The sequence below is a fragment of the Corynebacterium jeikeium genome (assembly GCF_028609885.1).
Classification (GTDB): Bacteria; Actinomycetota; Actinomycetes; order Mycobacteriales; family Mycobacteriaceae; genus Corynebacterium; species Corynebacterium jeikeium.
The window spans coordinates 1,346,984-1,369,170 of sequence record NZ_CP063195.1 but is presented as its reverse complement, the minus strand read 5'-3'; the positions used below and the strand labels follow the sequence as shown (position 1 = coordinate 1,369,170).

Here is a 22,187-nt window from a genome sequence, read left to right as displayed (position 1 = left end):
ACTGTTATTTCAGCCACTATGAACACTTCCACCAGAAGGAGGATCGCCCCACATGGCGAACTACACCGCTGCAGACGTTAAGAAGCTCCGCGAGATCACCGGCGCCGGCATGATGGACTGCAAGAAGGCCCTGGAAGAAGCCGCTGGCGACTTCGACAAGGCCATCGAGATCCTGCGCATCAAGGGCGCTAAGGACGTCGGCAAGCGCGCAGAGCGCTCCGCCTCCGAGGGTCTGATTGCCGTTTCCGGCAACACCATGATCGAGGTCAACGCTGAGACCGACTTCGTTGCTAAGAACTCTGAGTTCATCGAGTTCGCAGACAAGGTCGCTGCTGCTGCAGCTGAGGCTAAGGCCAACTCCCGCGAGGAGCTCGAGGCAGTTGAGGTTGACGGCCAGAAGGCTGTTGACGCTCTGCAGCAGCTGTCCGCAAAGATCGGCGAGAAGCTGGAGCTGAAGCGCGCCACCACTATCGAGGGCGACAAGGTTGCTGTCTACATGCACCACCGCTCCGCCGACCTGCCGCCGGCAGTTGGCGTGCTGGTCGCTTACGAGGGCGACGACGAGGGTGCAGCCAAGGCTGCCGCTATGCAGGTTGCCGCTCTGAAGGCTAAGTACCTGAGCAGCGACGAGGTTCCGGCTGAGACCGTTGCTAAGGAGCGCGAGATCGCCGAGGCTACCGCTCGCGAAGAGGGCAAGCCGGAGAAGGCTCTGCCGAACATCATCGAGGGTCGCCTGAAGGGCTACTTCAAGGATGTTTGCCTGCTGGATCAGCCGTCCGTCACCGAGTCCAAGAAGTCTGTTAAGCAGGTTATGGACGAGGCCGGCGTGACCCTGAAGGGCTTCAAGCGCTTCGAGGTTGGCCAGGCTTAAAGACTGCACAGTCTGTACACTCCGAAAATTTTTTCGGTAGAGGCTCCGGCACACGAAAGGGTGCCGGGGCCTTTTTCCATGCCTTGGGTGGGGTAGTATGGCCAGCAGTGCAAAACACGTCGACAAAGGAGATTCCCCGGTGACTACAGCCGAAAACCGCGAAGGCTACAAGCGCGTTATGTTGAAGCTGGGGGGTGAGATGTTCGGCGGCGGCAAGGTCGGCATCGACCCCGACGTCGTGCAGAACGTGGCGCGGCAGATCGCGGAGGTTTCCAAGTCCGGCGTGGAAGTCGCCGTGGTTATCGGCGGCGGCAACTTCTTCCGCGGCGCAGAGCTCCAGCAGCGCGGTCTGGATCGCTCTCGCTCCGACTACATGGGCATGCTCGGCACGGTCATGAACTGCCTGGCCCTGCAGGACTTCCTGGAGCAGGAGGGCGTGGACTGCCGCGTACAGACCGCCATCCAGATGACCCAGGTCGCCGAACCCTACCTGCCCCTGCGCGCCTCCCGTCACCTGGAGAAGGGGCGGGTCGTTATCTTCGGTGCGGGCATGGGTATGCCATACTTCTCCACCGACACCACTGCCGCCCAGCGCGCTCTGGAGATCGGCTGTGAGGTGCTGCTGATGGCCAAGGCCGTCGACGGCGTGTACAGCGACGATCCGCGGACCAACCCGGAGGCGGAGCTCTTCCACGAGATCACCCCGCGGGAGGTTATCGAGAAGGGCCTCAAGGTTGCCGACGCCACCGCGTTCTCTCTGTGCATGGACAACAAGATGCCGATTCTGGTGTTCAACCTGCTGACCGACGGCAATATTGCTCGCGCAGTCGCTGGCGAGCGCATCGGCACCCTGGTCGACGGCAACGTCAGCACCCGCTAAAGCGCCAACACAACCCGATCCCTTAACACTTTTCCCACCGTAGGCTGGTAAATTCCTAATCATGATTGACGATATTCTGCTTGAGTCCGAAGAGCGCATGACTAGCTCCGTGGAGCACGCCCGCGAGGATCTGACGACCATCCGCACCGGTCGCGCGAACCCGTCCATGTTCAACGGCGTTGTCGCCGAGTACTACGGCGTTCCCACTCCGATCACCCAGATGGCCACCATCAGTGTCCCGGAGCCACGCATGCTGCTGATCAAGCCCTACGAGCAGTCCACCATGGATGCGATCGAGAACGCTATCCGCAACTCTGACCTGGGCGTCAACCCCACCAACGACGGCCAGGTGCTGCGCGTAACGATCCCGCAGCTCACCGAAGAACGCCGCAAGGAAATGGTCAAGGTGGCCAAGTCCAAGGGCGAAGATGCGAAGATCGCCATCCGCAACATTCGCCGCAAGGGCATGGAGCAGCTGGGCAAGATCCAGAAGGACGGCGAGGCCGGCGAGGACGAGGTCCGCGCGGCTGAGAAGGATCTGGAGAAGATCACCCACAGCTACGTCGAGCAGGTAGATTCCCTGGTCGAGGCCAAGGAGAAGGAGCTGCTCGAGGTTTAACTCGATACTCCGCTAGCCCCTGCGCACGAAAGGCCGATTTCTTATCGCTGCTCGCCCGAAACCCAAGAATGGTCCCGGCCGGGATCTTAAACAGGCCATCGGCGTTGGCGTAATTCTCGGTGCCATCGCCATTGCGGGGCTCTTCACGCCATTCGCTTGGTATCCGCTGGTGGCTCTCGCCCTGTCTCTGGCGGTTTATGAAGTCTGGCGCCGACTCTACGAGGGCGGTTATGTGCTTAACCTGCCCGTCCTCTTTTTAGGCGCGCAGGTTATCGTCTGGCTTTCGTGGCCCTTTGGGCCGACAGGCGCGCTAGCGGGTTTCGTCATCAGCATATTGTTGTTGATGGTGACGCGCCTGTTCCACTATGGGCGCTCTTCGCCGCCACATAACTATCTCCGTGATACGGCGGTGGGCGTCTTCGTACTGACGTGGATCCCTCTGTTCGGCAGCTTCGCGGCCATGCTGTCTCGAATGCAACGCGATCACATCGACGGCTGGGCTTTTATCGTCACGTTCATGCTGTGCGTTGTGGGATCCGACGTGGGCGGCTACATCGCAGGTGTGCTTTTCGGTACCCATCCAATGGCACCTGCCGTGAGCCCGAAGAAGTCCTGGGAGGGTTTTGTCGGATCGGTGATTCTGTCCACTGCCATCGGCGTGGCTTGCGTGACGTTGCTGCTTTCCGGCCCGTTCTGGGTCGGCCTGCTGCTGGGGCCCGGTCTGGCTTGCTGCGCTACCCTCGGCGACTTGGTGGAATCACAGTTCAAGCGCGACCTTGGAATCAAGGACATGTCCGGCATGCTGCCGGGCCACGGGGGCCTGATGGATCGCCTGGACGGTATGTTGCCGTCGGCGATGATTACCTGGGTCGTGCTGAATATGCTCAGCGGAGTGTAGTTACTGGGTAACCTGTTTGCGCAACTGCACGATGCGCACGCCGCCGACCAGCGCCATGATCAATGCTCCGACAATTGCGGCGATCAGCATGCCCACGCCGATCGGGAAGGTCATCGTCCACCCCAGTAGCTGTAGTTCCGCGGATTCCTGGTTCTGCAGGATAAACACCAGCAATAGGATCAGCAGCAGCACGCCGATGATGAGGCCCACCCACGTCGTTCCCGCCAGGGTCTTCTTTACCTCGCGGTGCTCGCTGTTCTTTTTTGGTGACGCCGGTTCCTGCGCCGGCGCTCCAGTTACAGGTTTTGTGTGCGTGGTCGGAGGGTTCTGGGGAGTGTTAACCGGTTTTGGATTGGTCGGCTGGGGGACAGAGTTCGGTTGGTTGTTGTCGCTCATGCTTCCCATTCAACGGCATAACCTGGTTGGGGTCAGATTTTTGCAATGTGAGGGTTACCCCCGTTACGTGCAATAATGGGTCGCATCATGGCTACACCAGTAAAACTTCAGTTCGCAGCACCTAAAAGGGGCATGCCGCCGGTACACATGGCGGATCTCGATGAGGAGACGCTCAAGGAGCGTGTACAGGAGCTCGGTCTGCCGAAGTTCCGGGCGGATCAGATTCGGCGTCAATACTACGGCCGCTTGCAGGGCGACCCGATGGAGATGACGGATCTGCCCGAGTCCAAGAGGGCCGCGGTGAAGGAGGCGCTGTTCCCTGAGCTGATGCAGCCCATGCGCAACATGGATGCGGACGATGGGGAGACGCGCAAGACGCTGTGGCGGCTGCACGACGGCACGATGCTGGAAAGCGTATTGATGCGCTACCCGGGGCGCGCAACTCTGTGTATTTCCTCTCAGGCCGGCTGCGGTATGGCCTGCCCGTTCTGTGCGACCGGTCAGGGCGGACTGGACCGCAACCTCTCCGTCGGTGAGATGGTGGAGCAAGCTCGTGCCGCGGCAAGTACGATGCAGGAGGAGGGCGGCCGCCTGTCCAACATCGTGTTCATGGGCATGGGCGAACCATTGGCCAACTACAAGCGCGTGGTTGAGACCATCCGCAAGGTATCCGCACCCGCGCCGGATGGCTTCGGCATTTCACAACGCAACATCACCGTGTCGACTGTCGGGCTGGCCCCAGCGATCCGCAAGCTGGCGGACGAGGAGATGAAGGTTCGCCTGGCTGTTTCCCTACACACTCCCGACGATGAGCTGCGTGACGAGCTGGTTCCTGTGAACAACCGGTGGTCGGTGGAGGAGGTCCTGGACGCCGCGCGCTATTACGCGGATACCTCTGGGCGTCGTGTCTCCATCGAGTACGCACTGATTCGCGACATGAACGACCAGCCCTGGCGCGCGGACCTACTGGGGAAGAAGCTGCGCGGTGCGTTGGGCACGAAGGTGCACGTCAATCTCATTCCGCTGAACCCCACGCCAGGTTCCAAGTGGGATGCTTCCCCGAAGGATCGGCAGGATGAGTTCGTCCGGCGAGTGGAAGCCCAGGGGGTGCCTTGCACTGTGCGTGATACCAAGGGGCAGGAGATCGCGGCTGCCTGTGGTCAGCTGGCGGCAGAAGAGCGATAAAAAACTGCGCAGACTCTAAAAGAGCCTGCGCAGTTAAAAAATTCTTGGGGCTATAAACTAGCCGGTCAGAGTTAGCGGTTCAGCGTAGCCGGGTCGATGTTCTGGCTACGCAGCTCATCGTCGCTCAGGTCGGCGTAAGCACCCGTCAGGTTCAGCTGGTCAGCGGACCACACCGGCTCCACATGGCCCTCGGGCTTGTTGCGAGCGGTAACGGTCGTGCGCTGCTTGAAAGTCGGGCGGGCCACCCACAGACCAACGCCGAGGAAGACCACGACTGCCAACACGATCAGCCAGATATTCTCAACGTTGCCCTTGTGGTTGCCGAAAAGCATGCCCAGCAAGAACAGGCCGCCGATGACACCGGCGGTAATGATTCCGCGACGCGGAAGCTCGCTCCAGCCCCAGGCCGCAGACGGAACGTCCGCAGTGGATACGCCGTTGTAAACTTCAGCTTCCTTAGAGTGGTGCGCCACCGTTTCCTCCTGAAAGTCAAAAAAATTCTATCCCCGCTATTTTGACACATCAGGACAAGAATGTCCCTATCCGTGTACAGGCGTGGCCAGGAAAGTACCCAATTTAGGTGGGGAGACGGGGCGTCACCAAGAAAAGAAATAGAATAGACCGCGTGAAAACGCGAGTAGTAGTACTAGGCAGCACCGGATCCATCGGCACCCAAGCGCTGGAGGTGATGGCGGATAACCCAGAGCGCTTCGAGCTGGTTGGCATTTCCGCGCACGGCTCCAAGCCGGACGTGCTGGCGCAGCAGGTCCGCGACTTTGGGCTGGACCTCGGGCGTGTGGCGGTGGCTTCCGAGCACACGGCGGAGTGGCTGGACGGAGAGTTCGGCGCCCACTGCATCCGTGGCAAGGATTCTGCCCGCGAATTGGTTGAGGCTGTCGGGCCGGAACTGGGGGAGTGCGACGTCATTCTGAACGCCCTGGTTGGTTCTCTGGGGCTCGACGCAACGCTGGCCACCTTGGGAACGAAGGCGAAGCTGGCTTTGGCTAACAAGGAATCCCTCGTCGCCGGCGGCCAGCTGGTGCTAAAGGCGGCGGACGAGGGGCAGCTGATTCCCGTGGATTCCGAGCATTCCGCGATGGCTCAATGCCTGCGCTCTGGGCGGGTGGACGAGGTCGACTCGCTTGTGCTTACTGCGTCGGGTGGTCCCTTCCGGGGCTACACTCGCGCCCAGCTGGAGGATGTCACCCCGCTGCAGGCGGCGAACCACCCGACCTGGTCGATGGGGCAGATGAACACTCTGAACTCCGCCACAATGGTGAACAAGGGGCTGGAGTTGATCGAAGCCAGCCTACTGTTCGGCATCCCCGCCGAAAAGATCGACGTGACGGTACACCCGCAGTCGATTGTCCACTCCATGGTCACCTTCATCGACGGGGCGACGATCGCCCAGGCATCCCCGCCGTCGATGAAGCTGCCGATCTCCCTCGCCCTCGGCTGGCCAGACCGCATTGCCGATGCACAGCCCAAGTTGGACTTTACCGAAGCAACCGACTGGCACTTTGAGCCACTGGACGACGAAGTCTTCCCGGCCGTGATCTTGGCGCGCCAGGCAGTCACTGCCGGGGGAACGATGCCCGCGGTTTATAATGCTGCGAACGAGGAAGCGGCCGTAGAGTTCCTCAACGGTCGGCTCAGCTTCCCCCGGATTGTGGATACTGTTGCGGCAACCATGGAGGCTTGCCAGCATCTGTCCGCCGAACCCAACGATCTTGAAGATGTGCTGGCGGCAGAGCGCGAAGCCCGCGCCAAGGCGCACGAAAGGATGGCCACGTGGCTTTCGGACTAGGGATCCTACTCTTCGCCCTAGGCATTGCCCTATCCATCGCCCTGCACGAGGCGGGGCACCTCATCGCTGCCCGCATGTCCGGCATGCGCGTGCGGCGATACTTTATCGGCTTCGGCCCGACGATCTTTAGCTTCCGCAAGGGCCACACCGAGTACGGCCTGAAGGGCGTCCCGCTAGGTGGCTTCTGCGACATCGCCGGCATGACGAAGCTCGACGAGATGACTGACGAGGAGCGCCCGTACGCAATGTACGACAAGCCGGCGCACCGGCGAATCTTTGTCATGCTCGGCGGCATCATCATGAATATCCTGCTGGCTCTCGGCATTCTCTACGGGGTGGCGCTGGCCTGGGGCCTGCCGGACCGCAACGTGGTCTTTACTCCCACCGTCGAATCCACCCAGTGTGCACCGGCGAAGCAGAACTCGGATGGCACGCTCGCCAAGTGCACGGGCGAGGGGCCAGCGGCGGAATCCGGCGTCCAGACTGGGGATACTTTCCTCTCCGTGAACGGCGAAGAGACGAAAGACTTCCGAGAGTTCACCAAGGCCATCGCCGACGAGGCCGAGCGCGCCGCCGACGATGGCAAGCAGGTCGGCGACCGCATCACGGTTCCGGCCGTCGTTGACCGCAACGGGCAGCACAAAAACCTCGACCTGCAGATCGAGTTGGTCGAGCGCGTCAATACCGCCGGCAACACCATGACCTCCGGCGCCGTCGGCATCCGCGCCAAGCGCCCGGATTTCGTGATCAACCAGTACAACCCCGCCAGCGCGGTGGGTGGCACTCTGTCCTTCACGGGCGGTATGGTCAACGACACTTTCCATGGCCTGATTGGCCTGCCGCAGCGCGTGCCTGGGGTGGTGGAGTCTATCTTCGGCGGCAACCGCGAGGACGATTCCCCGATGAGTGTGGTCGGTGCCTCCCGCGTCGGCGGTGAGCTGGTGCAGTACCAACAGTGGATGAGCTTCCTCATGACTCTGGCGAGCCTGAACCTCTTCCTGGCCGCCTTCAACCTGGTGCCACTACCACCACTGGACGGCGGGCATATCGCCGTGGTTATCTACGAAAAGATCCGCGATTTCTTCCGCCGACTGCGCGGCAAGCAGCCGGGAGGTCCCGCCGACTACACGAAGCTGATGCCGTTGACGTACGCAGCTACAGCGGTGCTGCTGGTGTTTGGCATTATTGTGATCGTCGCCGATGTGGTTAATCCGATCCGTATTTTCTAGTTAAGTGACGCCCACCTTTGCGCCCGCTGGACGGAGCGTAGACTTGGAAAGAGTTTGAACGGCATTCACGACTGAAAGGTTGTCTTCGTACATGTCTGGTATTTCCCTGGGTATTCCCGACGGTCCGCCCCCCGTGCTGGCTCCGCGGCGCAAGACGCGCCAACTCATGGTCGGCGGGGTAGGGGTCGGCAGCGATCACCCGATCTCGGTGCAGTCGATGACTACCACGAAGACGCACGATGTTAACGCGACGTTGCAGCAAATCGCCCAGCTGACTGCCTCCGGCTGCGACATCGTCCGCGTGGCTTGCCCGAAGACGGTGGATGCCGAGGCACTGCCTGCCATCGCCGCCAAGTCCCCGATCCCGGTGATCGCGGATATACACTTCCAGCCGAAGTACATCTTCAGCGCCATCGACGCGGGCTGTGCTGCAGTGCGCGTGAACCCCGGCAACATCAAGGAGTTCGATGGCCGGGTCAAAGAAGTTGCGAAGGCGGCCGGGGATGCGGGCATTCCGATCCGTATTGGCGTCAATGCCGGTTCCCTGGATAAGCGCATCATGGAGAAGTACGGAAAGGCCACGCCAGAGGCGCTGGTCGAGTCCGCTGTGTGGGAGGCAAGCCTGTTCGAAGAGCACGGCTTCGGCGACATTGCGATTTCTGTGAAGCACAATGACCCGGTCGTGATGGTGGAGGCCTACCGCCAGCTTGCCGCGCAGACGGACTACCCGCTGCACCTGGGCGTCACGGAAGCCGGCCCGGCTTTCCAGGGCACCATCAAGTCCTCTGTGGCTTTCGGAGCTCTGCTGGCCGAGGGCATCGGCGACACGATCCGCGTGTCCCTGTCTGCGGACCCGGTGGAGGAGATCAAGGTCGGCGACCAGATCCTGCAGTCGCTGAACCTGCGCCCCCGCAAGCTCGAGATCGTGTCTTGCCCCTCCTGCGGTCGCGCGCAGGTGGATGTGTACAAGCTGGCCGACGAGGTCACCGCGGGCCTGGAGGGCATGGAGTTCCCGCTGCGCGTTGCCGTCATGGGTTGTGTCGTGAATGGCCCAGGCGAGGCCCGCGATGCAGACCTGGGCGTGGCCTCCGGCAATGGTAAGGGCCAGATCTTCGTTAAGGGCGAGGTCATCAAGACCGTGCCGGAGGATCAGATTGTGGAAACCCTCATCGAGGAAGCTATGCGCATCGCCGAGGAGGAGGGCCTGGAGGCCGTCGAGGGCCAGAAGGCCGAGGTGCGGGTGACTAAGTAGTCGCCATCTTTACTTCGCTGGCCTTGCCGTCGACCAGCTCGATGCGACGGTCCAGCGTGGCTAGCTGCTCCTGGTCGTGGGAGACGTACAGCACTGGCGTGTTGCGCTCGCGTGCTAGGTCCACGATCAGCTCAGTGACTCGCTTCGCGTTGGCGGTGTCCAACGCCGCGGTCGGCTCGTCCACCAGCAGCAGCGCCGGGTCGTTCATCAGGGCACGAGCCAGGTTTACGCGGGCCTGCTGGCCACCGGATAGCTCGGGGACCTTTGCATTCTCTCGCCCTTCCAGGCCAACTTCCTTGAGCAGACGCTCGGCCTTTTGTTCTTGCTGACGCCACGTCTTGCCGCTGATACCGAATGGCTTATCCAAGCGGCTCATCACTAGGAGCTGTTCCTTGGCCGTCAGCGCCGGCAGCAGGTTCGGCTGCTGAAACACGATGCCCAGGTGACGGCGGCGGATCTCCGCGGCCTGGCGGCCGGAGACGGTGCCGAGCTCAAGGGTGTCCGCGCCGTGAAGGGTGGCGGAGCCGGAGGTGGCGGTCTCCAAGCAGCCGATGATGGACAGCAGGGTGGACTTACCGGAGCCGGAGGGGCCGGTGATGCCTACGACCTCGCCAGGGTCCACGTTGAAGGTGACGTCCGTCAGCAGGTTGCGCTTGGTGGTTCCGTCGGTGATCTCGAGGGAGATGTTCTTTACTTCGAGTGCTGGGAAAATCATGAGTTCATTGCCTTTCGCGGATCGACCTTCATTACGGGGATGATGGACAGGCCGGCGCCGAGCAGGCCTGCGGCCAGCAGGATGGTAGCCGGGACGAGGGTTGTATTGGCGGTGACCTCCATGGGGATGCCATCTAGGAACCCTCCGACGCCGACGGTGAGGAGGGTGCCTGCGGCGATGCCCACGAAGAGCACGACCAGAGCCTGGCCGACCGCGTCGCTCAGGATGCTGGAGCGCGTGCCGCCGAGCGCCACGGTGATCGCCACGCCGCGCAGGCGCTGCATCGTCCACACGGTGAAGAACGCACCCAGCACCAGGGCGGAGATCACGTAGAGCAGCACGATCATGAGGTTCAGGGAGGACTGCTCGCCCTTGTAGGAGGCACTGGCTTCCAGGGCATCCTTGCCCTTCAACATGACCGCGCCGTCGACTGGCTCTGCATCCGCGGCAACGACACCGAAGGCGGAGGCGCCGGGCAAGTTCTCAACCTCGCTGGTACTCATCCAGTGGATTGGCTGGTGCTCGAGGTAGAGGTCCTCGCTGGGCTTGTCACCCTTGTAGGACATTGCGATGAAAGCTTGACCTTCTTCATCCTTCGAGCGGGCCATCGTGACGACCTCTCCACCACGGCTCTCAACTTCGCTGACTTGGGCGTCAGTAAGAGAACCAGTACTCAAGTTCACAGTGCCGCCGGCATCGTTCAGCACGAGTTGGCGATCGCTTCCGACCTTGTGCTCCAAGGCGGAGGCGGACTGGAAACTCAGGCCCGCCGACAGGGAGCTCAGGAGCGTGACCATAGCGGTAATTAGCAGGACGGTGGTGATAATGAGCGCCGTCTTGCCACGGGATACGCGCAGTTCGCGCATCCCCTGAAACATGAATCCCCGGATCGGGGTTAACGACTTCGTGCTTAGCATGGTTCCCATTCTTCGCGCGTTATAGAAGGGACACATCGGGCTAAGGAGTAGTCTTCGCCTCATACTTTTGGTGGAGGCGGACAGCACCTTTCGGTCGCTAGACTTGGGAGCGATCATGATGCACAGAGAAAAGCCGGACTCCAAGTCGAATAAAGTCGTTGCGCTGAACCGCGCCTGGGCTTACCTGAGTATGGGGCTCCACTTGCTGATGGCCTTACTGATGGCCGTAGTAATTGTCAGGGACGGCTGGTCGTGGAATGCGGTGGCCTTGTGCTTCATCTACGTCATGGGGCTGTGGCTGCGTCCCACATGGCTATGGCTGACGTTGGTTATAGCGACCTGGGCGTGCCTGCTGCTGGTGGCGCCGAGCGCCGTTTTCATGGCATTCGCGCTGTTCTTCCTGTGCGTGGGCGTGCTACCCCTGTGGCCGGCGATCGTGTGTAATGCAGTGGTGACCACTCTGTCGGTCTATCAGGGTGGCGAGGCATTGGGGCCGATCGTTGCCGCCGTGGTCGCTACGGTCGTCGGGGTGGGATTCAAGGAGCTGCGCGACGAGGCCAGCGCTCGCGAGGCGGCCAGCCGCCACGCAGGCGAAATGGGCGAGCGCACGCGTTTGGCTGGGGAGATTCACGACACGATCGCCCAGGGGCTAAGCTCCATCCACATGATTCTGCAGGCTGTAGAGAAGCGGGTGGAGGATCCGGAAGTTCTGGAGGATCTGCGTCTCGCCCGTACCACTGCCGAGGACAACCTGGCCGAAACCCGGCGCATTATCGCCGCGCTGCAGCCCGGGCCACTGGTCGGCGGCGACCTGCCAATCGCCCTAGCGCGCGTAAGCTCCGGCACGCCACTTGGCGAGGCTTTGAGCTTCGAGGTCGAGGGCGAACCCTACGACCTGGACGAGAAGGTGGAGCAGGAGCTCACCCGCATTGCGCAGTCCCTCGTCTCTAACGTGGTGAAGCACTCGGAGGCCACGCGCGCCCGGGTCACCCTGACCTACCAGAGCGACCTGCTCAGCCTCGACGTCGTGGACAACGGCCGGGGCATGGACGAAGAGCTAGTGAGCAAGATCGCCGCCGAGAGGATGAGCCTGTCGCCGGTAGGCCTGGCTGGCGTGCGGCGCCGCGCCAACCTGATCGGCGCGACCATGCACGTGGAAAGCTCGCCGGGCGCTGGCTGCGGCGTATCCATCCAGGTGCCGATTCTCTAGGAGTTTAAACAGTGCCAGACCAGCTACGTGTCTTGATCTGCGACGATCACCCCGTCGTGCGCGCTGGTATCGAAGCGATGCTGCGCGGCGCGGGGGACGTGGAGATCGTGGCCTCCGTAGGGGACCCCGACCGCGCTGTCGTCATCTGTGCCGAGGAGCAGCCCGATGTGGTGCTTATGGACCTGCGCTTCGGAGAAGGCCCCGGCAGCGAGAGCGCCGAGTCCGGGGGAGTGCGCGCCACCCGCGCGATCCGTAAGCGCAAGCCCGCTCCGCAGGTGCTGATCCTGACGAACTACTCCACGGATAGCGACGTCCTAGGTGCCATTTCCGCCGGCGCGGTGGGCTACCTGCTCAAGGACTGCGCCCCCGATGAGTTGGCCGAGGGGATTCGCCAGGCAGCCCGCGGGCAGACGGTGATGAATAAGAACATCATGGGCAAGCTCCGCGGCCGGCTGGCTAACCCTTTCGAATCGCTGACCAACCGCGAGCAGGAGGTGCTTGTGCTCGCTAGCCAGGGTAAGTCTAACCGGGCGATTGCAAAGGACCTCGTCCTTACCGAAGCGACCGTGAAGTCCCACATGGCGCACGTTTTTTCAAAGTTGAATGTGAAAAACAGAACAGCTGCCGTCGCTGTGGCGAGGGAACGCGGAATCATCGATTAACCCTGTTATTCTCTGTGCCTATGCGCACCACCTCTTGGACCCCTCGCCGGAGCATCACCGCAGCCGTTACGACGGTCGGCCTGGTGCTGGGCGCTGCGGCTTGTACACCTAAGCCCGATGTTGCTGATGACGCCGCCCAGGCCTTCCTAGCCGCCCTATCCAACCCGGGCGAAGCCTCACAGGCCGGAGGGGAGACCGATAACCCCGACAAAGCGACGAAGGCTATCGAGCAGGCATGGCAGTCTCTGCAGGCCGAGGGCCTGCAGACGGAGCTGAAGAGCGTCAATACCCAGGACAACCAGGCCACCGCGCAGTATTCGATGCGTTGGGACTTGCCGGGCGGACGCGAGTTTTCCTATGACTCCTCGATGAACCTCACCCGGACTGGCGACGACTGGTCTGTGCGCTGGCAGCCTGCCGTGCTGCACCCGGAGCTGGGTGCCAACCAGCATCTGGAGCTGCGTAGCGTTCCCGCCACCGTCGCCAACGTGGTGGGTTCCGATGGTGCGGTGCTGCTGGAGCCGGGAACCCAGTATCGGGTCCTCGTCGATCCGTCAAAGGTTTCTAGTGTTTTGGGCACCATGCGGCGCATCGCCGGCGAGTTGGATTCGCTGCGGGGTGGCGATAAATCCGTGCCCAGCATCGACCCTGAGAAGAAGGCCGAGGAGGCTGCCGATGTAGACGGGGAGTATTCCGTACTGACCGTCAACCAGGCTCAGGGTAAGCGCTTGCAAGGGGTCCTCGGCAAGGTCGAAGGTATACGCCTTAATGAGGAACCCTCCCTAGTGCGACCCGATCCTTCCTTTGCCCCCGACATCATGTCTCGCGTACGAAGCGTGGTGGAGGACGATTTGCAGGGGGAGAGTGGTTGGAAGGTCGTCGCCGCCACCAGTGAAGGCAATGAAGTGGCTAAGGTCGGCGGCGAAGATCCGAAGTCTTCCCCGAGCGTCCACGTCTCTTTGTCCCGTAAGGTGCAGGAGGCAGCTCAAAAGGCCGTGGATACCCGCGCTGATTCCAAGGTGATGATGGTGGTTATGCGCCCATCGACCGGCGAGGTGCTGGCGGTCGCCCAGTCGGAGAAGGCCGATGAGGACGGCAACGTTGCCCTGATGGGGCAGTACCCGCCGGGCTCGACGTTCAAGATGCTCACCGCATACGCCGGCTTGCAGAAGCAGGGGCTTACTCCGGATTCGATCGTCGGTTGCCCCGGCACCCAGGATATCGGCGGGCGTATCGTCACCAACTACAACAGCTTCTCCCTGGGGAGCACCCCGCTGGAGAATGCCTTCGCTAAGTCGTGTAACACCACCTTCGCGGACATCTCGACCAAGCTAAAGCCGGGGGAGTTGAAGGACGTCGCGGCGCAGTTTGGTCTCGGCGCGGACTACGACATCGAGGGGCTGGATACTATTACCGGCTCCGTGCCCGAGGGGGAGAAGATGCTTGACCGCACTGAAGCTGGTTACGGCCAGGGCCTTGACCTCGCCAGCCCCTTCGGCATGGCGATGGTGGCCTCCGCTGTGGCGGCGGGCAAGGCGCCTACCCCGTACCTCATCGCCGGAGACAACCACCACACGGAGGCCAAAAACGACGAGGCCAAGAAGGACGCGAAGAAGAAGCTGGATCCGAAGGTCATCCAGGAGCTCCGCCGCATGATGCGCGCCGTGGTCACCAACGGCTCGGGCTCGGGTGTGGCTGGCGCCGGCGAGGTCTACGCCAAGACTGGTGAGGCCGAGATCAACGAGGGGTCCCACAGTTGGCTCGCCGGATACCGCGGAGACTTGGCCTTTGCCACCCTCATTGTCCTTGGCGGCGGATCCGAGCACGCTACTTCCGTGACCGCCGACTTCTTCAAGAATCTGGATGGCCCGGCCGCGGAGGCGGAAGGGCGTCAAGAGTAAGATAGGGACCCATGACTCGAGCACCATTGACCCCCGGTAATCCCACGCCCATCCGCTCCGTCCCGGCCCACATCGAAAGGCCGGAGTACGCCTGGAAGGACAGCGTGCAGGAGAACATCGGCGAGCCGTGGGTGCAGACGCCCGAGACTATCGAGAAGATGCGCGAAGCCAGCCGCATCGCCGCCGATGCGTTGCAGGCAGCAGGAGCTGCCGTCGCCCCCGGTGTGACCACCGACGAGGTCGACCGGGTGGCGCATGAGTACATGTGCGACCACGGTGCGTACCCCTCCACGCTTGGCTACCGCCACTTCCCGAAGTCCAGCTGCGTAAGCCTCAACGAGATCATCTGCCACGGCATCCCGGACAGCACCGTGATTCAGGACGGCGACATTGTCAACATCGACGTCACCGCTTACAAGAACGGCGTGCACGGCGACACCAACGCGACCTTCCTAGCTGGCGACGTCTCCGAGGAACACCGCCTACTCGTCGAGCGCACCGAGGAGGCCATGTGGCGTGGCATCAAGGCCGTCAAGCCAGGCCGCCAGATCAACATCATTGGCCGCGTGATCGAAAGCTACGCAAAGCGCTTTGGCTACAACGTCGTGGAGGACTTCACCGGCCACGGCGTTGGTCCGACCTTCCACAACGGCCTAGTTGTGCTGCACTACGACCGTCCCACCATGTACACCGACCTGCTGGAACCGGGTATGACCCTGACCATCGAGCCGATGATCAACCTCGGCGGCCTCGACTACGAGGTCTGGGATGACGACTGGACCGTCCAAACCAAGGACCGCAAGTGGACCGCGCAGTTCGAGCACACCCTCGTCGTTACCGAGGACGGCTACGAGGTTCTGACAATTCCCAGCGAGAGCTAATCCGCCCGACTAACCTCCCAGAAGTATGGGAGACAAAACTACACCTTTGGGGCCTGGCCCCGTTGCACGTAAACAACACCTGCGTCGCCTCGGCCCGTTTGGCGCCTTCGCCACGCGCGTGGGCGCCCGGGTCACCAAAAAGAAGAACCTCGGAGTGTTCGCCACCATTGGCCGCGCCCCGCGCTTGTTCTTCTTTTGGCTGCTGTACGGCGGCTCGATGATGCCCTTCGGTTACCTTTCGCGCGTCGAAACCGAGATGATCATCCTGCGCGTCGCCTACCTGCGCGGCAGCGCCTACGAAGCCGACCAGCACCGTGCGCTCGCAGCCAAGGTTGGGGTCAAGGATATTGACGCCCTGTTCCAGCCCGAACACGGCCGCACCGGGCGCCACGGCACTCTGCTGGACGCCGCCGAGCAGCTCGTCCGCGACCGCGGGCTTTCCGACGACATGGCCCAGCGGCTACGGGGTCTGCTGAGCGAGCGCGAGCAGGTCGCGTTCGTCATGTTGGTCACCAACTACGACGGCCTGGCCACGGCGCTGGATGTCATGGGAGTCTCAGTCGACGAGCCGCGCTAGGCCGCCCGCCGGCGATTCTCCGCCCGTTGGGCAAAGGTTTCTCGCCCCAACGGCCCGTTGGGTGCCGTCATGACGGTGTGCCCGTCACCGTGGCTAGTCCAAGTTTCATTGCCGTCGGGATGGATGGTGACGTCCCAGGAGCCAGTCGTCTTCGCGTTGTGGTGCTTGGTGCAAAGGCAATGGAGGTTTGAGGTGGAAGTAGGGCCACCTGCCTGTGGGTGTTCATGGTTATAGCGCTGTACGTGGTCCAACTGGCACTTATGTGCGGGCACCGAACATCCAGGGAAGCGGCAGGTTCCGTCGCGCCCCTCCACGCTGGCCCGCACCAAAGGCGTAGGGGAGTAGCCCTCGTTGCTCGTGGTACCGGGGAACTGGACGTGTGTGACGCGATCCTTCCACTTCTGCGTGGCCTTTGAACTGACCCAACCACCTGCGGCCCAGATCTGGGCATCTGGCTGATCCGTACTCTGATAAAGGTTCAGTGTGATTTCTGCCTTGGTCTGCCTGCGAACCAAGCGCATTAGTGCCTCGGCGCGGGAGCAAGAATTGCTTTTGGCCACACTGTTGACCGCTTTGAGCACCTCCAGCCCCTCGAGCTTAGGTAGCGTCAAGAAGAAAACAGTGGTGGTATCGGGGCGATCGTCGATGTCCAGGCGCGCGGACGAGCCCGCATCCTCATCCTTCGGCTCCTCCGGCAGGGCCTGGGGATCGTGTTTGCGGATCACCTGCTCGATGCGGCCGCGGATGGTTGCCCGGGCAAGCATTGCTTGGTTGGGGACGGTAGGGGAGATCGCCTTAAAAATTTTTTCCTCGAAGGTTTCGGGGACGTCTGCTTTCACGGGGCTGAGGCACTCCGCCATGCATCGCAGCAGGTCAAGCGAGTAAGCACCGGAACGGGCGAGCTCGAGGATGGTGGGGAAGCGGCGGAACATGTGGCCGATCTCCACCAGTGTGACTGCGCGGTATTCCGTTAGTCCGAGGCGCACAGCCAGGCGGGTGGATACGTCGATGACGCACTCGTTCATCTCGGGCGTGCAGGCCACGGCGAGGTTCACGTGCCCGCGGTTAACTTCGCACGCGGCGGCGCTTAGCGGATCGTTCGGGTCGGTGATGCGCCAGCAGGGTGTGGTGGTGGAATGCTCGAACATGGTTTTCCCCTTATTGCCTGTTCGGAGGTTGTTTTGTGGTGCAGCCAAAAATTTTTCCCGGCTTGTGCGTGCATTATATAAACCGCTTCGGACAACCCCCTTTCGCAGAAGCTGAAAAATCGAACAGCGGGCATAGCGGTCTTTTGTGTCACTCATGGTGATACAGTTTGTGCTAGTATTAGTGATACAGATTCTGAAGGAGGTTCTCGTCCCATGTATCTCATCGTGGAGCCCGACTCGCCCGTGCCGATCGCTCAACAGATCCACGACGGCATCGTGGCGGGGATCATCTCCGGCGAACTGCAAGACGGACAACCCTTGCCTTCGGTGAGGCGGTTGGCGGTGGAATATGGCGTCAATCCCGCAACAGTGAAGAAGGCGTACGACCAGCTGCAAGAAGACGGGCTAGTGCTCACGGCGGCGCGATCGGGCACCGTGATTACCCGGCCTAAACGGCCTAGTGCGCAGCAGCGTGAACAACTGCGTGAGGACCTCCGAGCCACGGTGTGGCGGGCGCTCGCTCAAGGCTTCAAGACAGATGACATTTGCGCGACGGTTGACGACCTCGCGGTGAAGTGGGAATAGGAGAACCATCATGATTGCATTCGATCCATTCCTAGCAGGAGTGTTCTGCGTAACAGCGCTGCTTGTAGGGCTGATCCTGGTGTACACGCCGAAGCTGTCGTCGCCGGGTGTTCGGTTGGGCGTGCGCGTGCCGGAGGATCATTGGGGCGACGATGTTGTGCGGCGACAAGAGGGTACGTTCCTTAAACGCCAGGTTGCGGCGACTGTGGCCTCTGCGCTGCTGGCGATACCGGCCGCTGTGGTGCCAGTGGCTGGCGCAATGCTGACCCTCGTACCGGTGGGCTTCTTCATGTGGAATCTCAACCAGGCTGGGCAGCCAATACGCGAGGCCAAGCAGCGGGAGGGCTGGTTCGACGGCGTGCGCACGGTCGTGGCCGGGGAGATCACGCCGGCAGAGGACACACTCCCGCAACGTGCATGGGCCTTCACCTGGGCAGCGCTGGCTGTGCTCGCCGTCGCGGCTGGGTACGTGGCCGCGCGGTGGGGTGATATTCCCGAGCGCTTCGCCACTCACTTCGGCAGTGGTTTCGAACCCGATAGCTGGGATAACAAATCTGTGGGTTCGGTGTTCTTCCCGACGTTCTTTGGTGTGGGAATGGTGCTGCTTTTTGCGCTGATTACGGTCGCACTGTTGCGCGTTAGCGTGCCGGCCCGAGCGGATACGTCGCTGCGGGGGAAGGTTTCGCAGAAGATTGTTCGGCGTCATACGGCGATGTGGCTGGCGGTGATGAACGTTGCGGGGGCCATCATGCTCGCTAGCCTGCAGGTTGTGACCGTGCTGCACACGGACTGGGTGGCTCCGGCCATAATCGGTTCGCTCGTGCTCGTGCTTGCGGTTTGTCTGGCCATGGTCGTGGCTCTGGCGAGGAAGCAGTCCGCGCTAGCGAACACGAGCGGCGAGGGTCGGGACAACGACGAGCACTACAAGTGGGGCATGTTTTACCACAACCCGGACGACCCGGCCGTGATGGTCGACAAGCGCCACGGGGTGGGGGTGGACTTCAACTACGCCCACTGGCAGGGCAAGGCGTTCCTCGCTTTTGTTGCGCTCGTGCTGCTCGCTTCAATCTCGTTGCCCTTCTTACTTTGACGCCCATCGGAACCCAGCGTTAAGCGCTTTCATCACGCCCTTGTAGGCCCAGGGGGCGTTTACTTGCGCCCACCGGGCTACAGGGATGTCGGGGCTGGTGTTGATGAGGTACTTGCCCTTGTCCACGCCCTTCAAAATTTTTTGAGCTGCCTTGGCGGGGGTGACGGCGTGGCCCTGGAACAGTGCCGTTGCCTTCTGGATGCGCTTCTTGGAGCGATCCACGCCGTGGATGTCGATGGTGCGAACCAGGGGAGTGTCCACCGCGCCCGGGGCGACGGCGTGTACATCCACGCCGTAAGGGGCTAGGTCGAAGCGCAGCACTTCGCACATGCCCAGCACGCCACCTTTGGAAGCAGAATAGGCCGCGTGCCACGGCAGTCCGATGATGCCCGCGGCGGAGGAGACGAACACGAATTTCCGGCGATCGCGGCGGCGCCGTCGAACCGGCTGGCTCTCCATGAGCTTCGGCGCGAAGGCCTCCACCATGTGCACGGAACCCATAAGGTTCACATCGATCACGCGCTGCCACTTTTCGTGCGGCATCTGGCGCACATCACCCCAGATGGCGATGCCTGCCACGTGGTGCACCTGGTCCGGGGCACCGTGGGTTGCGACCACGTCGTCCGCCCAGGCCTTCACTGCCTCCACGTCGGCTACGTCTACAGTGCGCTGGTCGGCGACTGTGCCCCCGCGGGAGGTGATGTCGCTGGCAGTAGTGGCCAGGCCTTCCTCGTCGCGGTCGCTGATGGCCACCGCATAGCCGCGTTCAGCTAGTTGCAGTGCCACCTCCCGGCCGATACCTGAGGCTGCTCCGGTAACTACTGCAAACATGGCGAAAAGGCTCCTTTGTTAGTTTTCGAGATCTAACCCCAGCAGGGCGTTCTCGACCAATTCTGTCAGAGCAGGGTGGGGCCAATACTGCTTTTCGGCGAAATCCCGGGCATTAATCCCAAAGGTCATGGCGGTGACGAAGCTCTGGATCAGCGAGCTTGCCTCCGGGCCGATAATGTGCGCGCCGAGAATCTCGCCGGTGTTGCGGTCGGCAATGACTTTGCAGAATCCGGTGGTGTCTTCCATCGCCCAGCCGTAGGCCACATCTCCGTATTTCTGGATCTTCACAGTAATGGGGCGGCCCGTCTCGCGGGCCTCCTGTTCGGTCATGCCCACCACGCCGATCTGCGGGTGAGTGAACACGCCACTGGGTACCACGTCGTGGTTGAATTTCCGCAGGTCGTCGGGGTGAGCTAGGTTGTGCGCCACCACGCGTGCCTCCGCGTTGGCGACGTGCTTGAGCTCGAAGTCGTTGCACGCATCGCCTAGCGCCCACACGCCGTCGGCGCTGGTGCGGCCGTATTCGTCGACCTTGATTAGGCCGTCTTCTCGGGTCTTGACGCCACCCGTTTCACAGTCCAATGTGTCCGAATTGTTGACCCGCCCCATTGCGACCAGCACCTCCTGGCCGGTGACGGTGGTTCCGTCATCAAGGGTGAGGGAAATTTGGCCATCGGCTGTTTCTTCGGCGGCGGTGATGGTACGCCCCAGGTGGTTGGTCCACTGTTGCTTGGCTTGGGTGGTGAAGGCTTCGGAGACGTCGGCGTCCAGCTTCCGCAACAGCTTCTCCGAGCGATTGATGAGCGTAACCTGCGTGCCAAGGCCAGAGAACATGGCCGCGAACTCCACGGCGACAATGCCACCGCCGACGACGATAAGGGACTCGGGCAGTTCATCGAGGCGCATGATGTCCTCGTTGGTGCGGTAGCGCACGTCGGCGAGGACGGGGTGGATGCGCGGGCGGCCGCCGGTAGCCAGCACGATGTTGGCGCCGGTGATGGTGGGGCCGTCGCCGATTTGCAGGGTGCGGGGGCCAACGAAGCGGGCGGTGCCTTCAAACAGGGTGATGTTCGGGGTTTCGTCGCCCGCACGGTAGGCAGCGCCGCTTTCGCTGATGGGATCGATGCGGTCGGCGAAGACGCGGCGCTGGATGTCCTTCCAGTCGACGTGCTGGAGCTCGCCGGTGAGGCTCAGGCGGGAGGCCTCGGAGAAGCTGCGGGCGACGTCGGCGGTGTGCACGAACATCTTGGTGGGAATGCAGCCCACGTTGATGCAGGTGCCGCCGAAGGTGCCCTTCTCCACGATGGCGATTTTCTGGTGCTCGTTGGCGGGGCTGGGTAGGGAGTTGCCGGACCCAGTGCCGACGATGATGAGGTCGAAATCAGGCACGGTGGACCTTCCTTTCTTTGAATACGTCGCTAAGCCACTCGTCGGTGGCGGCGAAGGCTTGGTCGCGGACCTTGGGGCGGGAGAGGAACACGTCGTGCAGCGCGCCCTCGATGACGACGGTGGTGGACAGGGAAGAGGCATTGGAGGCCTGTTGCCACATCTGGCTCGGCATGAGGATGAGGTCGGCGTTGTAGGACTCGCGGGATAGCTTCTTGGAGAAGTGATGGGTGTGGCTGGTCAGCAGCAGCGTGGGCACGCCTGTGTCGCCCTTGCCGGAGTGGAGGCGGCGGATTTCGCGAGCCACGCCCAGGAGCCACTGCAGATACTTCGGGCGTGGCTCGAGCGGCTTGAGGCGCAGGTTATAGTTCCATTCGCCTGCCTCGGTGACGTGCAGGGATCTACCGTAAGTCGGGTTGATCCCACCGGGAAGTAGCATGTTGGGCTTCAGTTTGTGGACGATCGGCAACACTCGATTGATGACGAAGCGAACGGCCGGGTTGAACTGCAGGCCAAACCACGGCGAATTCAAAACGATGGCGGCGATGGAATTGTGTAGGGGGGAACCGGCGTCAAAAAGGCGATGAGCCCACATCGTGACGTCCAACCCGCCGGTCGAGTGCCCAACAGGAACGACCGCGGCGTGGGCGGCGGCGAGCAGAGACGTGGCGGTGGAGAGATCGACGTCGTAGAGGGACTGATCGCTGACGTGATGCCAGGTTTGCCCCTCGCGCCAGGAGCGACCGCACTTGCGCAGATCCAGACCGTAGACGGCAAAGCCGGAGTCGTGAAAATGGCGGGCTACATGGTCCTGAAAGAAATAGTCCGTCATTCCATGGACAAAAAGCATGGCGGGGCGAGAGAAAAAGGAATCGTCGGGCGCATCCGGGCAGTAACGCACCAGGGTGCAACGAATGGGGGACTCGCCATCCGGGTCGTCGCCCAGCTCGAGGAAGCATTGGCCGAAGCCTTCGCCCAGCTCATCGGGAAGAAATTCAAGATCTGCGGCGGAGGCGAGAGATGCGGAGCTATTAGGCATGTACCCATGCTAGCGCCACGGATAGGTAAAGATCGTTGAAACATCGGCCTATAGGCGTAGAGTAAATATGACACAATAACGGTCTGACTTTTTTCGCCTTTGAAGGAA

General features: G+C 62.0%; 23 protein-coding genes. 15 read left to right on the top strand and 8 right to left on the bottom strand.

From position 1 onward, the window contains the following. The first annotated feature begins 52 nt into the window (after positions 1-52). From tsf to CJEIK_RS06070, 4 genes are all read left to right on the top strand, one after another. Positions 53-871, top strand: coding sequence for a translation elongation factor Ts (tsf, locus tag CJEIK_RS06085; protein ID WP_005295278.1), 819 nt, complete (start codon positions 53-55; stop codon positions 869-871). 97 nt (positions 872-968) lie between these two features. Continuing rightward, a complete protein-coding gene (gene pyrH / locus CJEIK_RS06080) occupies positions 969-1,751 on the top strand; it encodes a UMP kinase (protein ID WP_005295274.1) in 783 nt (260 codons plus the stop codon). Positions 1,752-1,812: 61 nt separating this feature from the next. Next, complete coding sequence (frr, locus tag CJEIK_RS06075) at positions 1,813-2,370, top strand: ribosome recycling factor (RefSeq protein ID WP_005295269.1); 558 nt, start codon at positions 1,813-1,815, stop codon at positions 2,368-2,370. A gap of 19 nt (positions 2,371-2,389) precedes the next feature. Next, positions 2,390-3,268, top strand: coding sequence for a phosphatidate cytidylyltransferase (locus tag CJEIK_RS06070; protein WP_011273703.1), 879 nt, complete (start codon positions 2,390-2,392; stop codon positions 3,266-3,268). On the opposite strand, the gene CJEIK_RS06065 is transcribed toward CJEIK_RS06070, so the two are convergent. Further along, a complete protein-coding gene (locus CJEIK_RS06065) occupies positions 3,269-3,673 on the bottom strand; it encodes a LapA family protein (protein WP_005295264.1) in 405 nt (134 codons plus the stop codon). It lies immediately after the preceding gene. A 78-nt stretch (positions 3,674-3,751) separates the two neighbouring features. Here CJEIK_RS06065 and rlmN point away from each other — a divergent pair, with 78 nt between their 5' ends. Then, complete coding sequence (rlmN, locus tag CJEIK_RS06060) at positions 3,752-4,849, top strand: dual-specificity RNA methyltransferase RlmN (protein ID WP_011273702.1); 1,098 nt, start codon at positions 3,752-3,754, stop codon at positions 4,847-4,849. A gap of 71 nt (positions 4,850-4,920) precedes the next feature. Here the strand turns inward: rlmN and CJEIK_RS06055 are convergent, their stop codons facing one another. Beyond that, positions 4,921-5,322, bottom strand: coding sequence for a DUF2631 domain-containing protein (locus tag CJEIK_RS06055; protein ID WP_005295258.1), 402 nt, complete (start codon positions 5,320-5,322; stop codon positions 4,921-4,923). A 143-nt stretch (positions 5,323-5,465) separates the two neighbouring features. Here CJEIK_RS06055 and dxr point away from each other — a divergent pair, with 143 nt between their 5' ends. From dxr to ispG, 3 genes are all read left to right on the top strand, one after another. Further along, a complete protein-coding gene (gene dxr / locus CJEIK_RS06050) occupies positions 5,466-6,656 on the top strand; it encodes a 1-deoxy-D-xylulose-5-phosphate reductoisomerase (RefSeq protein ID WP_034965084.1) in 1,191 nt (396 codons plus the stop codon). After that, a complete protein-coding gene (locus CJEIK_RS06045) occupies positions 6,641-7,885 on the top strand; it encodes a M50 family metallopeptidase (RefSeq protein WP_005295251.1) in 1,245 nt (414 codons plus the stop codon). Before dxr ends, CJEIK_RS06045 begins: the two co-directional genes overlap by 16 nt. A gap of 91 nt (positions 7,886-7,976) precedes the next feature. Then, complete coding sequence (ispG, locus tag CJEIK_RS06040; RefSeq protein ID WP_005295248.1) at positions 7,977-9,137, top strand: flavodoxin-dependent (E)-4-hydroxy-3-methylbut-2-enyl-diphosphate synthase; 1,161 nt, start codon at positions 7,977-7,979, stop codon at positions 9,135-9,137. Here ispG and CJEIK_RS06035 read toward each other — a convergent pair. Together CJEIK_RS06035 and CJEIK_RS06030 are read right to left on the bottom strand one after the other, a co-directional pair. Next, positions 9,130-9,852 carry an ABC transporter ATP-binding protein gene (locus CJEIK_RS06035; RefSeq protein ID WP_005295245.1) on the bottom strand — a complete coding sequence of 241 codons (723 nt, stop codon included), beginning with the start codon at positions 9,850-9,852 and terminating at the stop codon, positions 9,130-9,132. The two genes, ispG and CJEIK_RS06035, sit on opposite strands and share 8 nt — an antisense overlap. Beyond that, positions 9,849-10,769, bottom strand: coding sequence for an FtsX-like permease family protein (locus tag CJEIK_RS06030; protein WP_231913266.1), 921 nt, complete (start codon positions 10,767-10,769; stop codon positions 9,849-9,851). The genes CJEIK_RS06035 and CJEIK_RS06030 overlap by 4 nt, the downstream gene beginning before the upstream one ends. 115 nt (positions 10,770-10,884) lie before the next feature. Between CJEIK_RS06030 and CJEIK_RS06025 the strand changes: the two genes are divergently transcribed. The 5 genes from CJEIK_RS06025 to CJEIK_RS06005 are packed head-to-tail and all read left to right on the top strand — an operon-like array spanning position 10,885 to position 16,000. Further along, positions 10,885-11,979 carry a sensor histidine kinase gene (locus tag CJEIK_RS06025; RefSeq protein WP_011273696.1) on the top strand — a complete coding sequence of 365 codons (1,095 nt, stop codon included), beginning with the start codon at positions 10,885-10,887 and terminating at the stop codon, positions 11,977-11,979. Positions 11,980-11,990: 11 nt separating this feature from the next. After that, positions 11,991-12,641 carry a response regulator gene (locus CJEIK_RS06020; RefSeq protein WP_005295237.1) on the top strand — a complete coding sequence of 217 codons (651 nt, stop codon included), beginning with the start codon at positions 11,991-11,993 and terminating at the stop codon, positions 12,639-12,641. Positions 12,642-12,661: 20 nt separating this feature from the next. Continuing rightward, the gene (locus tag CJEIK_RS06015; RefSeq protein WP_005295234.1) at positions 12,662-14,542 is read left to right on the top strand and encodes a penicillin-binding transpeptidase domain-containing protein; all 1,881 of its coding nucleotides are present in this window, start codon (positions 12,662-12,664) and stop codon (positions 14,540-14,542) included. A gap of 11 nt (positions 14,543-14,553) precedes the next feature. Then, on the top strand, positions 14,554-15,423 hold the full coding sequence (gene map / locus CJEIK_RS06010) for a type I methionyl aminopeptidase (protein WP_005295232.1): 870 nt from the start codon (positions 14,554-14,556) through the stop codon (positions 15,421-15,423). Between the two features lie 25 nt (positions 15,424-15,448). Continuing rightward, positions 15,449-16,000, top strand: coding sequence for a carboxymuconolactone decarboxylase family protein (locus tag CJEIK_RS06005; protein WP_005295228.1), 552 nt, complete (start codon positions 15,449-15,451; stop codon positions 15,998-16,000). Here the strand turns inward: CJEIK_RS06005 and CJEIK_RS06000 are convergent. Beyond that, complete coding sequence (locus tag CJEIK_RS06000) at positions 15,997-17,148, bottom strand: HNH endonuclease signature motif containing protein (RefSeq protein ID WP_005295226.1); 1,152 nt, start codon at positions 17,146-17,148, stop codon at positions 15,997-15,999. The two genes, CJEIK_RS06005 and CJEIK_RS06000, sit on opposite strands and share 4 nt — an antisense overlap. Before the next feature lie 213 nt (positions 17,149-17,361). Between CJEIK_RS06000 and CJEIK_RS05995 the strand changes: the two genes are divergently transcribed. Both CJEIK_RS05995 and CJEIK_RS05990 read left to right on the top strand, forming a co-directional pair. After that, entirely contained in the window at positions 17,362-17,733 is a 372-nt protein-coding gene (locus CJEIK_RS05995) for a GntR family transcriptional regulator (RefSeq protein ID WP_005295223.1), read from the top strand. Positions 17,734-17,743: 10 nt separating this feature from the next. Further along, on the top strand, positions 17,744-18,823 hold the full coding sequence (locus CJEIK_RS05990; protein WP_005295222.1) for a DUF1648 domain-containing protein: 1,080 nt from the start codon (positions 17,744-17,746) through the stop codon (positions 18,821-18,823). On the opposite strand, the gene CJEIK_RS05985 is transcribed toward CJEIK_RS05990, so the two are convergent. The 3 genes from CJEIK_RS05985 to CJEIK_RS05975 are packed head-to-tail and all read right to left on the bottom strand — an operon-like array spanning position 18,815 to position 22,079. Next, positions 18,815-19,654: an SDR family oxidoreductase gene (locus CJEIK_RS05985; protein WP_005295220.1), complete on the bottom strand. Its 840-nt coding sequence runs from the start codon at positions 19,652-19,654 to the stop codon at positions 18,815-18,817. The genes CJEIK_RS05990 and CJEIK_RS05985 overlap by 9 nt on opposite strands. Before the next feature lie 18 nt (positions 19,655-19,672). After that, entirely contained in the window at positions 19,673-21,043 is a 1,371-nt protein-coding gene (gene mtr, locus CJEIK_RS05980; RefSeq protein WP_005295218.1) for a mycothione reductase, read from the bottom strand. Then, positions 21,036-22,079 (bottom strand): alpha/beta hydrolase, encoded by a 1,044-nt coding sequence (locus tag CJEIK_RS05975; protein WP_005295215.1) that lies wholly within the window; start codon positions 22,077-22,079, stop codon positions 21,036-21,038. The genes mtr and CJEIK_RS05975 overlap by 8 nt, the downstream gene beginning before the upstream one ends. Between the last annotated feature and the right edge of the window lie 108 nt (positions 22,080-22,187).

Coding starts and splice junctions, on each gene's coding strand:
- CJEIK_RS06065 (WP_005295264.1), bottom strand. CDS start 3,673: ATGGGAAGCATGAGCGACAACAACCAACCGAACTCTGTCCCCCAGCCG.
- CJEIK_RS06015 (WP_005295234.1), top strand. CDS start 12,662: ATGCGCACCACCTCTTGGACCCCTCGCCGGAGCATCACCGCAGCCGTT.
- CJEIK_RS06035 (WP_005295245.1), bottom strand. CDS start 9,852: ATGATTTTCCCAGCACTCGAAGTAAAGAACATCTCCCTCGAGATCACC.
- tsf (WP_005295278.1), top strand. CDS start 53: ATGGCGAACTACACCGCTGCAGACGTTAAGAAGCTCCGCGAGATCACC.
- CJEIK_RS06025 (WP_011273696.1), top strand. CDS start 10,885: ATGATGCACAGAGAAAAGCCGGACTCCAAGTCGAATAAAGTCGTTGCG.
- CJEIK_RS06000 (WP_005295226.1), bottom strand. CDS start 17,148: ATGTTCGAGCATTCCACCACCACACCCTGCTGGCGCATCACCGACCCG.
- CJEIK_RS05995 (WP_005295223.1), top strand. CDS start 17,362: ATGTATCTCATCGTGGAGCCCGACTCGCCCGTGCCGATCGCTCAACAG.
- CJEIK_RS06005 (WP_005295228.1), top strand. CDS start 15,449: ATGGGAGACAAAACTACACCTTTGGGGCCTGGCCCCGTTGCACGTAAA.
- CJEIK_RS05985 (WP_005295220.1), bottom strand. CDS start 19,654: ATGTTTGCAGTAGTTACCGGAGCAGCCTCAGGTATCGGCCGGGAGGTG.
- ispG (WP_005295248.1), top strand. CDS start 7,977: ATGTCTGGTATTTCCCTGGGTATTCCCGACGGTCCGCCCCCCGTGCTG.
- CJEIK_RS05975 (WP_005295215.1), bottom strand. CDS start 22,079: ATGCCTAATAGCTCCGCATCTCTCGCCTCCGCCGCAGATCTTGAATTT.
- CJEIK_RS06030 (WP_231913266.1), bottom strand. CDS start 10,769: ATGCTAAGCACGAAGTCGTTAACCCCGATCCGGGGATTCATGTTTCAG.
- pyrH (WP_005295274.1), top strand. CDS start 969: ATGGCCAGCAGTGCAAAACACGTCGACAAAGGAGATTCCCCGGTGACT.
- map (WP_005295232.1), top strand. CDS start 14,554: ATGACTCGAGCACCATTGACCCCCGGTAATCCCACGCCCATCCGCTCC.
- CJEIK_RS05990 (WP_005295222.1), top strand. CDS start 17,744: ATGATTGCATTCGATCCATTCCTAGCAGGAGTGTTCTGCGTAACAGCG.
- rlmN (WP_011273702.1), top strand. CDS start 3,752: ATGGCTACACCAGTAAAACTTCAGTTCGCAGCACCTAAAAGGGGCATG.
- frr (WP_005295269.1), top strand. CDS start 1,813: ATGATTGACGATATTCTGCTTGAGTCCGAAGAGCGCATGACTAGCTCC.